Raw genomic sequence first — 10262 nt, 5'->3', positions numbered from 1 at the left:
CGCCGCTCAGCAGCTTCCGCCAGTTCACTGTGCCGGTGACGATTTTCTTCCAGCCTTCGCGGCTCGTCAGCCGGTTCCAGTAATGGCGGCGGATCGCGGCCGGCGCGGGCGAATCCTCCTCCGTCTCGACCAGCCAGGGATTGACGAGGATCAGCCCGTCCAGACCGGCTTCGCCGCCGGACAAGGCCAATGCACTGGCGCCGTCGCAGAGCCCGAAGCCGATGATCCGGCTGAGTGCGGGGCTTTCAGTGCGAAAGGCGGTCGACGCGGCGACGAGGTCGGGGCCGCTGCCGCGAAAGCCGGGATCCTCGCCGGTGCTGTCACCAACCCCGCGCCGATCGTAGCGGAAACAAGGGAAGCCTTTATCTGCCAGCGACTTGGCCAGTCTTTCGTACATCCGATGGGAGCCGATGCGGGTCTGACTGCCGCCGATGACGAGAAGCAAGCCGATTGTGCCGCCGGCATCGTCGAGGCTGGCCGCCAGCATCTCGCTTTCGCAGGGGAAAGTCGTCAGCCGGCGCATGACCGGCTCCAGCCGTAAATGTCCGCGGCCATCGCTTCGGCAAGCTCGGCGGAGAAGCCCGGCTCGGAGCGCCGCCACAGGGCTGGGCCGTACAGACGGCCGTCCGCCTCGCCCCGGTCGGTCGAAAGGCGAACGATGCGCAGCGGGGCGACCGGGCTCGGCGTCGCAGCTGCAAGATCGGCCTTGAGATCGTCGGAGGGCACGTAGCCGGCCCATTCGACACCGGCCAGGCCGGCCCGGACCATGTCGCGGGTCAGCGCCGCGCCGTCCGACGGGACGAGGCGCCACCAGCCGCGACCGGTCGCCGCATCGTCGAGCAATGTCCCGCCGCGTAGCGAGGCAATCAAAGGTTGCCCTGCCCTTTCAGAGACATAGGCGGAGGCGGCCGTGACGTCATGACGCCAGTCGCTCCAGTGCACGTCGCCCAGTGCACGCAGGCTCTCGCCGGTTCCGGAGAGGTCCGGCAGCCAGCAGCCATGGCCGAGTGCCGCCAGCCGTTGCATGACGTCCGCGATCAGCGCCCGGGTGCGGTTCATCTCTTCGAACAAAGGCGGGACGAACAGGATGGCCGGCACCTCCGCCGCGCCGATCCGCATCATCCATTCGGGGCCGGCCTTGCCGGGGAAAGTCTCGAAGGCGAGGGCGCCTTGGTTCATTGAAGCGTCTTGTTGCGGGCGAAGTTCAGGAGCGCGCCATAGCTTTCGAGCATGTCGGCATCGACCTCATGATCCTCGATCACGATGCCGAGCCGTTCCTCGAGCTCGGTGAGCAGGCCGGCGACCGCCATGGAATCGAACTCGGGCAGGGCGCCGAACAGGGCTGTGCTCTCGTCGAAGCGGGCGACGCGCGCTGCCGGCAGGCCGAGCACGTCGATCAGCACCGCGCGGAGCGTGGCATCGACCTCTGCGGCGTCGCTGGGCTCGTGCATGATCGGCTTCCCCCGAAAAACCGCGCCGCGCCTATCGCGTTCGTCCACGCCCGGCAAGCTTCGCGACTTTGGCGCGCAGGGCGCCGGCGAGGCCGTGGAGGGTACGCGGATTGCGGGCCGTGAGCGTCCAGAGCTGATGGCGCTCGGCCATCCAGTCGGCCTTGTAGGGCTCGTCGCCGGTGCCATAGTCGATCGTCCGGACCCGATCCTCGTCGATCGCCCGGCTGAACATGGCGTGGCCCAGGATGGTGCCCGGCGAGAGCTCCCTGGCGCTTTCGGCATAAGCGAGCTTGTGGATGGTGGCTTCTCCATTATCGACCAGCCAGAGCTGCGCCGCGACGGGCTCGCCCGCGAGCCGGGCGATCCCCAGCCGGAGCGTGCCGGCCGCGCCTTCTTGCTCGGCAAGCGCACGGAGGAAGGGGAAGGAGCCTTCCTCCGGCTTCCAGCTCGTCCGATAGACCGCCTCGTATGCGGCCCAGGCGTCGGCATCGAACCGGTCGTGGATCTCGATCTCCAGCCCGGCCGCCTTGGCCCGGCGCTTGAACGTGCTGCGCAGCTGGCCCGGACGAGCGGCCCAATAGTCGTCGAAGCTCATGCCTTGGGTGTCGATCCGCCAGTTGCCGGTGCGCGGCGCGACCTCGACCAGCCAGCCGGCGGCGCGGAAGGCGGCGGCGAGCGGTTCCGGCTCCGCCATCGGCCCAAGGGTGACGCTGGCAAGGCCGCGCTCGCGGACGGCGCGCGCGATTGCCGCCATGACGTCACTCTCCCCATCGCCGGCGATGCCGACGCGCAGCGAATACCAGGCGGAGAAGGCGGTGGCGTGCCGGCCAGAGATAGCGAGAAACAGCCAGGCGTCGCCGGCGCGGACGACCAGCAGGTCGCCTGGCGGCGGGCAATAAGCGGCGATCAGGCGGAACCAGTCGAGCCGCTCGAACAGGCTGGCGCGGGCCGCGCGGTCGAGCGCGCCCGCCGCGTCCTGCGCGACAAGGTTGAGGTCGTTGTAAAAAGCGATGTTAACCGTCACGCTTTATGCCCCCGTGCCGCCGCCCTATCATGGCCGCCTTTAAGCAGGAATGAAGTTGCTCGATCCCACCCCCCGGCCGCTCGATCATCTGACGCTGCGCGGCGAGGGCGGCGCCGCGGCGCTCATCACGAAGGAGGGCGCGCTAGATTACGCCATGCTGGAAGCAGCGGTCGGAGCGCTTGCCGGCGGGCTCAAGGCGCGGGGGCTGGAGCACGGCGCTCGCGTGGCGAGCTGGCTCCCCAAGACGAAGCTCACCAGCCTGCTGCCGCTCGCCTGCGCCCGGGCCGGACTGGTCCATGTGCCGATCAACCCGCTGCTCAAGCGCGCCCAGGCCGCGCACATCCTCGCCGACAGCGGCGCCAGCCTGCTGATCGGCGGCGCGGCCCGGCTCGGCTCTCTCGAACCGGGGGATTTGCCGATAAACTGCGCCGCGCTCGACGAGGGCGAGGCGGAGGCGCTGTTCGACGGCGACCGTCTGGCGCCATCGGCGGCCGAGCCCGACGATCTCGCCGCCTTGCTCTACACGTCCGGCTCCACGGGGCGGCCCAAGGGCGTGATGCTCAGCCATGCCAATATGTGGCTCGGCGCGATCAGCGTGGCGCACTATCTGCAACTGACGCCGGCCGATCGTGTGCTGGCGGTGCTGCCGTTCGCCTTCGACTATGGCCAGAACCAGCTTTTCTCGACATGGGCCGCGGGCGGCTGCGTCGTCCCACTGGATTATCTCACCGCGCGCGACGTGGTTCGGGCCATAGAAGCACGTCAGATCAGCACCTTGGCCGGCGTTCCTCCCTTGTGGGTTCAATTGATCGAGGCGCCCTGGCCGGCCGAGGCGGCGCTCTCGCTGAGGCGGCTTACCAACAGCGGCGGCAAGCTGCCGCCTTCGGTCATCCGGCGGATGCGCGAGGTCTTCCCCGCCGCCGACATCTATTCGATGTACGGCCTCACCGAGGCGTTTCGCTCGACCTATCTGGAGCCCGAGTTGCTCGACAGCCACCCGGAATCGATGGGCAGGGCGATTCCTTTCGCCGAGATCATGGTGATTGATGGCGATGGTCGCGAGGCCGAAGAGGGCGAGCTGGTCCATGCCGGGCCCCTGGTCGCGCACGGTTACTGGCAGGATCCGGTGCGGACCGCGGAGCGGTTCAAGACGGCGCCGGCCGGCTCGACCTATGGCGGCATCGCGGTCTGGTCGGGCGACCGGGTGCGGCGGGATGCCGACGGGCTGCTCTATTTCGTGGGCCGCGAGGACGGGATGATCAAGACCTCCGGCAATCGGGTGAGCCCGACCGAGGTGGAGGAGGCGGTGGTCGCCTCCGGTTTTGCGTCCGAAGCGGTGGCGCTCGGCCTGCCCGATCCGCGGCTCGGCGAGGCGATCGCGCTCGTGCTTCGGCCGGACCGGAGCGGGGAGGAGCCGGCGCTCCGCGCCTGGCTCCGCCGGCAATTGCCGAATTTCATGCAGCCGGGCCCGATCCTCTGGCGCGACGAGCTGCCGCGCTCGCCCAATGGCAAGCTGGACCGCGTCGCGCTGAAGCAGGAGCTGACGGCGTGAAGCCGAAGGGTGCCATTCCCGCCGGCTTCGCGGCCGATGCGGACGGGATGCTGCTGATCGGCGGGCGGCGGGCGGACGATCTGGTCCACGAGGCGGGGGACACGCCGCTCTTCGTCTACGACCTCGCGATGGTGCGGGCGCGGATCGCGCGCTTCCGTGCCGCCTTTCCCGGCGTCGAGCTCCATTATGCGATCAAGGCCAACAGTTTCGGCCCGCTGCTGAAGGCGCTATGGCAGGAGGTGGACGGCCTCGACATCGCCTCGGCCGGCGAGCTTCGCTTCGCGCTGGATGCGGGGGCCGATCCTAGGGCGATCAGCTTCGCCGGGCCGGGGAAGCGCGACGAGGATCTGGACGAGGCCATCGCCGCCGGGGTCGTGCTGAACACCGAGTCCGAGGGCGAGGTCGAGCGGGCGCTGGCGATCGGCGCGCGGACCGGGGTGACGCCGCGGCTGGCGGTGCGGGTCAATCCCGATTTCGAGATCAAGGGATCGGGGATGCGGATGGGCGGCGGCGCCAAGCCGTTCGGCGTCGACGCCGCGCGCGTGCCCGCTTTGGTCAAGCGGATCATCGCCGGCGGCGCGGAATGGGCCGGCTTCCATATCTTCGCCGGCTCGCAGGCGCTGGACGCCGACGCCTTGGTTGAGGCGCAACGGGCGACCCTGGCGCTGGCGGCTTCGCTGGCCGAGGAGGCGGGCGCGCCGCCGCCGCTCGTCAATCTCGGCGGCGGTTTCGGCATCCCCTATTTCTACGGCGAACAGGCGCCCGACGTCGAACGGGTCGGCCAGACACTTATGCAGGAACTCAGTAATCGCCCGCAAATCGTTGGGAATACGATCTTTGCGATCGAACTCGGCCGCTGGCTGGTCGGCGAGTGCGGGGTCTATTTGACCCGGATCGTCGATCGCAAGGAAAGCCACGGCAAGACCTTCCTGGTCACCGATGGCGGCATGCAGCACCAGCTCGCCGCCTCCGGCAATTTCGGCCAGGTGGTGCGGCGCAACTATCCGGTCGCTATCGCCAATCGTTTCGGCAGGGATTTCGAGGAAGAGGCGACCATCGTCGGCTGTCTGTGCACGCCGCTCGACCGGCTGGCCGACGACGTCGTTTTGCCGCGCGCTGAGCCGGGCGATCTGGTCGCCGTCTTCCTGGCCGGCGCTTATGGCCTGTCGGCGAGCCCGCAGGCCTTCCTCGCCCAGCGTCCGGCGCGCGAAATGATCGTCGGTGGGACGCGTTAACCTGTTGAAGCCATTGGTCCCAATCCGGGACGCCCAGTGAAGGGCGCCCCGCCCCTAACCGGAAGTTAACCTCTCCCTCCCATATCGTGCCCGGTTTTCGCGCGGCTGTTCCCGAAAGGGGACGCGTTCCGCCGGACATGAAGAGGGATGGGATATGCGTCATTCGCCAAGGCTTACGGCCCTCCTGATCGGCGCCAGCGCGCTCGCGCTCGGCGGCTGCGGTGGAGGCCCGCGCGTCGGTCAATCGCTGCCGGCCGCCAATTTCGGTGACGAGGGCAATCAGGTCGGCGAAAGCTATCTGATCGGCGCGATGGACGAGATCACGGTCTTCGTCTGGCGCAACCCGGAGCTGTCCACCAACGTCCAGGTCCGCCCCGACGGCCGGATCACGACGCCCCTGGTCGCCGACATGGTCGCGGCCGGCAAGACGCCGGCCCAGCTGGCCGACGATATCCGCGAGGCGCTGGTGCGCTATATCCAGGATCCGCTGGTCTCGGTGATGGTGAACCGGCCGCAGGGCACCTTCGCCCAGCAGGTCCGCATCATCGGCGCGACCACGCGGCCCGCGGCGATCCCCTATCGCGCCAACATGACGTTGCTCGACGCGATGATCGCGGTCGGCGGCCTCAGCGAATATGCCGCCGGCGATCGGGCGCGGCTGATCCGCGTCGACCGGCAGACCGGCCGGCAGCGCGAATATGATCTGCGCATCTCCAGCCTGATTCGGCGCGGCGACGTGCGCAACAACGTCCGGCTCGAGCCGGGCGACGTCATCATCATCCCCGAGAGCATGTTCTGAGCGGGCCCATGGATGGTCTCTACGATCAGGTCCGGATCGCGATCCATCAGGTCTGGCGGCGACGCTGGCTGGCGATCGCCGTCGCCTGGGGCGTCGCGGTCGCCGGCTGGCTGGTCGTCGCCCTGATTCCCTCGACCTACGAGGCGAAGGCGCGGCTGTTCGTCCAGATGCAGTCGATCCTGCCGAACCAGGTCGGTGTCACGCCGGACGAGCGCAACAACCAGTTGCTGCGCCTCCGCCAGACCTTGACCTCGAACGAGAATCTGATCCGCGTGGTCCGGCGCACGGACCTCAATTCGCTCGCCGACAATGAGGCCGAGCTGGGCCGCGTCGTCTCGGCGCTGCGCGCCCGCATCCAGGTCGTGACCCAGCCGGACGGGATGATCGAGATCAAGGCGACCTCGAATATCTCCGGCTTCTCCAACGGTCAGAACGCCCGCACCGCGGCCGCGTCCGTCCAGGGTCTGATCGACATGTTCATCGAGCAGAATCTGTCCGGCGACCGGCGCGAGACCGGACAGTCGCTCACCTTCCTCGACGAGGAGCTGGCCCGGCGCGAGACGGCGCTGCGCGAAGCCGAGCAGCGGCGGATGGAATTCGATCAGCGTTTCGCGGGCCTGCTGCCGGGCGACGGGCCGATCAGCCAGCGCATGGGCGCGGCGCGCGCCGAGATCGCCAATCTGGAGCAGCAAATCTCTGCCGCCCAGGGCTCGGTCAACGCGATGCGGGCCCAGCTTCAGTCGACGCCGCAGAGCCTGCCCGGTCTCGACGGCGGCGCCAGCGCCGGCACCGCGACCGGTCAGATCGCCCAGCTGGAGGCGCAGATCGCCCAGGCGCGCGGCCGCGGCTGGACCGATTCCCATCCCGACATCGTCTCCGCACGCCAGCAGATCGCGCGGCTGCGGCCCTATGCACAGGGCGAGCGCCAGCGCGGCGCCAACGGAGCAGGGGCGACCAACCCCAGCTATATCTCGCTGCGCACCATGCTCGCAGAGCGCGAGGCGCAGCTCGCCGCCGCCACCCAGCGGCGCAACCAGCTCCAGTCCGACCTCGCCCAGCTTTCGTCGCGCCAATCGTCCGAGCCCGGCCTCGCCGCCGAGCAGGATCGGCTGGGCCGCGACTACAATGTGCTGAAGCAGCAATATGACCAGCTGCTCGCCAATCGCGAGCAGGTGCGGCTGCGCGGCGACATGGCGAGCCGGACGACGCCGATTCAGGTTCAGGTCGTCGAGCCGCCGTCGGTGCCGAGCGCGCCGTCGGCGCCGAACCGGCCGATCTTCCTGACCGCGATCCTGTTCCTCGCCGTCGTCGCGGGCCTTGGCGCGGCCTTCGCCGCCGGCCAGCTGCAGACCACCTTCCCGACCCAGAACCGGCTCGCCTCGGTCACCGGACTGCCGGTGCTCGGCACGCTGAGCGAAGTGATCACCGCGCCCGAGCGGTCGCGACGGCGCCAGCGCCTCATCTGGTTCGGCGGCGCCGGTGCGGCGCTCGCGGGCAGCTGGGCGATCCTGATGCTGGTCGAATTCTGGCAGCGCAGTTCGGTGGCGTGAGGGGACAGATGAGCAAGCACGAGCCCCTTTCGCTGATCGAGCGCGCCGCGCAGGTCTATGATTTCGGCGCGGCGCTGCGCGCGCCCGCCACTGCGCCGGTCCCGGAGCCTGTGGTCGAACCGGAAGCCGTGCCACGCGCCCGCCCGCGTCCGATCGAGCGCGAAGAGATCGTCGCGGTTGCCGCCGAGCTGCCGGCGCCGTTCGAGCTTGAAGCGCGCGACGTCGCGCCGGTCGATCGCACGGCGCTGGTCCGCAAGGGCTTCGTGGTGCCCGGCGGCCCGGTCACCGGCCTCGCCGAGGAATTTAGGGTCGTGAAGCGGCAGCTGCTCGGCAACATCGCCCGGCGCGTGTCGTTGCCCGAGGAGAAGCGCCGTACGGTACTGATCTGCTCCGGCCAGCCCGACGAGGGCAAGAGCTTCTGCGCGATCAACCTCGCGCTGTCTCTCTCGGGCGAGCGCGAGAATGAAGTTCTGCTCATCGACGGCGACTTCTCGAAGCCGGAAGTGCTGAAGACGCTCGGGATCGAGGATGGTCCCGGCCTCGTCGAGGCGCTCGCCGACCCACGGGTCGACCCCGAGGAACTCGTTATCCGCACCGATGTGCCGGGCCTGTCGGTCCTGCCCGCGGGGCGCAAAACCAATAATGTGCCGGAGCTGCTCGCATCCGATCGCACGAGGGAGGTGCTGGCGAAGCTTGTCGCTGGCGATGGCAGGCGGATCATCCTGATCGATTCTCCGCCCGCCTTGATGGCGTCCCCCGCGACGGTGCTGGCCGGCCATGTCGGCCAGACGCTCGTCGTGGTGCGCGCCGACCAAACCACCGAAGCCGATCTGCGCGAGACCATCGGTCTTTTGTCCGCCTGCGATCATGTCGGCCTGCTCCTCAACGGGGCGGGCGTCGCAGTCAGCGCGCGCAAGTTCGGCGCCTATGACGGATATGGCCATGACCAGGACTGAGCTTGCCCGCCGCTTCGCGCTCGCGGGTCTCCTTGCGCTCGCGGCCACGGCCGCGCCGGCGCAGGAATCGCCGCCTTCAGGGGTGTCCTATGGCGTGCTTGGCGGCTCCGAGGCCGCTTCGACCGGCTACGGCCAGCCCGACGCCGCCGCGCCTGAGGCCGAGGCGCCGCGCGAGCGCCGCCGGCGCCGGGTCGAGGTCGCGCCCTATCTCGAGGTGGCCGCAGGCATCAGCCACGAATTCGGCGGCGAAACGCTGACCTATTCGACCGTCGCCGCGGGCATCGACGGCCGGGTCGAGACGCGCCGCGTCAACGCCGTGATCAGCTACCGCTACGACCGGACGATCGATATCGACGGCAATGTCGGCGATCAGGACCAGCATAGCGGCATCGCCCAGGTCTCCGCCCAGGTCGTGCCCGGCGCGGTTCAGCTCGACGCCGGCGCGATGGCCACCCGCACGGGCGGGCAGGGCAGGGCGATCGGCCTCACCGACCGCGATCAGGCGGTCGAGGTCTATGCGGGTTATGTCGGCCCCTCGGTTTCGACCCATGCCGGGCCGATCGCGATCAATGCTTCCTATCGCCTGGGCTATGTCGCGGTCGACGACGACAGCGTCGCCGGTGGTCCCGTCGAGGATTATGACAGCTCGATCTCGCACAGCGCGAGCGCCAGCGTCGGCATGGCGCCGGGCCAACTGCCGTTCGGCTGGACGGTCGGCGGCGGCTATGTCCGCAGCGACGACCGCGGCGAATTCCGCAACCGTTTCGAGGGCGAATATGTCCGCGGCGACGTGGTCGTCCCGCTCGGCCTGACCTTCGCGGTCACCGCGGGGGTCGGCTATGAGCGGCTGCGCGCCAGCCAGCGCGACATCCTGCGCGACGGCACCGGCGCGCCGGTGATCGCGCCGGGCGGCCGGGCGGTCGCCGGACCGAATGCGCCCCGCCTCCTCACCTATGATGTGGATGGCCTGATCTATGACGCCGGCGTGATCTGGCGGCCGTCCCCACGCACCGAATTGCAGGCGCGTGCCGGTCATCGCTATGGCGGTACGACCGTCGTCGGCTCGTTCAGCCACCGCTTCAACCAGGATTATGGGGTGAGCGCCGCCGTCTACGACACCGTCGAGACGTTCGGGAATTCGTTGACGAGCAGCCTCAGCAACCTGCCGCAAGGCATTGTAGTCACGCGCAATCCCGTTACGGGAGACCTTGGGGATTGCGTCTTCGGCCAGACGCCGGGCAGCGGCGCCTGCCTCGGCCGTTCGCTGCAGTCGGTCCGCGGCGGCACCTTCCGCGCCCGCGGCGGCAACCTGACCTTCTCCGGGTCGCGCCGGCTGTGGAGCTTCGGCGCCGGCGCGAGCTACGACACGCGCCGTTACCAGCGGCCCAACGACCCGGCCTTCGACGCCTTCGGCGGCTTCCGCGACGAGAGCTGGACGCTGTTCGGCAATGTCGGCCGGCAGCTCAGCCGTTCGTCCGACGTCAACCTGAACGCTTATGCGAGCTGGTATGACAGCGATCAGCCGGGCTTCGATCGGGTGTTCAGCACCGGCGGCACGGTCAGCTACAGCCGGAGCTTCCTGGTCGATCGGCTGCGGCTGATGGCGGCGATCGGGCTCAACCATAGCGACGACGGCACGGACGACAGCACGGTCGCCTCGGGTGTCGCCGGCCTGCGCTACACCTTCTGGTAAGC

General features: G+C 69.2%; 10 protein-coding genes. 6 read left to right on the top strand and 4 right to left on the bottom strand.

Translation table 11 applies throughout. The features are described from left to right. The 4 genes from ACT4N3_RS05375 to ACT4N3_RS05360 form a co-directional block, all read right to left on the bottom strand. Positions 1-523 (bottom strand): hydrolase 1, exosortase A system-associated (locus ACT4N3_RS05375; RefSeq protein WP_444854180.1); only part of this gene is annotated, 523 nt, incomplete at its 3' end. Continuing rightward, positions 511-1179 carry a hypothetical protein gene (locus tag ACT4N3_RS05370; protein WP_444854179.1) on the bottom strand — a complete coding sequence of 223 codons (669 nt, stop codon included), beginning with the start codon at positions 1177-1179 and terminating at the stop codon, positions 511-513. The genes ACT4N3_RS05370 and ACT4N3_RS05375, both read right to left, overlap by 13 nt. Beyond that, entirely contained in the window at positions 1176-1451 is a 276-nt protein-coding gene (locus tag ACT4N3_RS05365; RefSeq protein ID WP_444854178.1) for an acyl carrier protein, read from the bottom strand. The genes ACT4N3_RS05370 and ACT4N3_RS05365 overlap by 4 nt, the downstream gene beginning before the upstream one ends. A 31-nt stretch (positions 1452-1482) precedes the next feature. Continuing rightward, the gene (locus ACT4N3_RS05360; protein ID WP_444854177.1) at positions 1483-2475 is read right to left on the bottom strand and encodes a GNAT family N-acetyltransferase; all 993 of its coding nucleotides are present in this window, start codon (positions 2473-2475) and stop codon (positions 1483-1485) included. A gap of 49 nt (positions 2476-2524) precedes the next feature. On the opposite strand from ACT4N3_RS05360, the gene ACT4N3_RS05355 reads away from it, so the two are divergent. The 6 genes from ACT4N3_RS05355 to ACT4N3_RS05330 all read left to right on the top strand — a co-directional run bounded on the left by ACT4N3_RS05355 (position 2525) and on the right by ACT4N3_RS05330 (position 10260). After that, positions 2525-4027 (top strand): acyl-CoA ligase (AMP-forming), exosortase A system-associated, encoded by a 1503-nt coding sequence (locus ACT4N3_RS05355; protein WP_444854176.1) that lies wholly within the window; start codon positions 2525-2527, stop codon positions 4025-4027. Then, positions 4024-5262, top strand: a complete 1239-nt coding sequence (locus ACT4N3_RS05350) for a pyridoxal-dependent decarboxylase, exosortase A system-associated (protein WP_444854175.1) — start codon at positions 4024-4026, stop codon at positions 5260-5262. The genes ACT4N3_RS05355 and ACT4N3_RS05350 overlap by 4 nt, the downstream gene beginning before the upstream one ends. A gap of 154 nt (positions 5263-5416) precedes the next feature. Further along, positions 5417-6061 (top strand): XrtA/PEP-CTERM system exopolysaccharide export protein, encoded by a 645-nt coding sequence (locus ACT4N3_RS05345; protein WP_444854174.1) that lies wholly within the window; start codon positions 5417-5419, stop codon positions 6059-6061. 8 nt (positions 6062-6069) lie between these two features. Continuing rightward, entirely contained in the window at positions 6070-7611 is a 1542-nt protein-coding gene (locus tag ACT4N3_RS05340) for an XrtA system polysaccharide chain length determinant (protein ID WP_444854173.1), read from the top strand. 8 nt (positions 7612-7619) lie between these two features. Next, positions 7620-8567 (top strand): hypothetical protein, encoded by a 948-nt coding sequence (locus ACT4N3_RS05335; protein WP_444854172.1) that lies wholly within the window; start codon positions 7620-7622, stop codon positions 8565-8567. Further along, positions 8554-10260 carry a hypothetical protein gene (locus tag ACT4N3_RS05330; protein WP_444854171.1) on the top strand — a complete coding sequence of 569 codons (1707 nt, stop codon included), beginning with the start codon at positions 8554-8556 and terminating at the stop codon, positions 10258-10260. The genes ACT4N3_RS05335 and ACT4N3_RS05330 overlap by 14 nt, the downstream gene beginning before the upstream one ends. The last annotated feature ends 2 nt before the right edge of the window (positions 10261-10262 follow it).

This window comes from Sphingosinicella sp. (assembly GCF_052388015.1).
GTDB lineage: Bacteria > Pseudomonadota > Alphaproteobacteria > Sphingomonadales > Sphingomonadaceae > Allosphingosinicella.
Note: the sequence above shows the minus strand (reverse complement) of the source record. Positions and strands in the feature narration are given on the sequence as shown.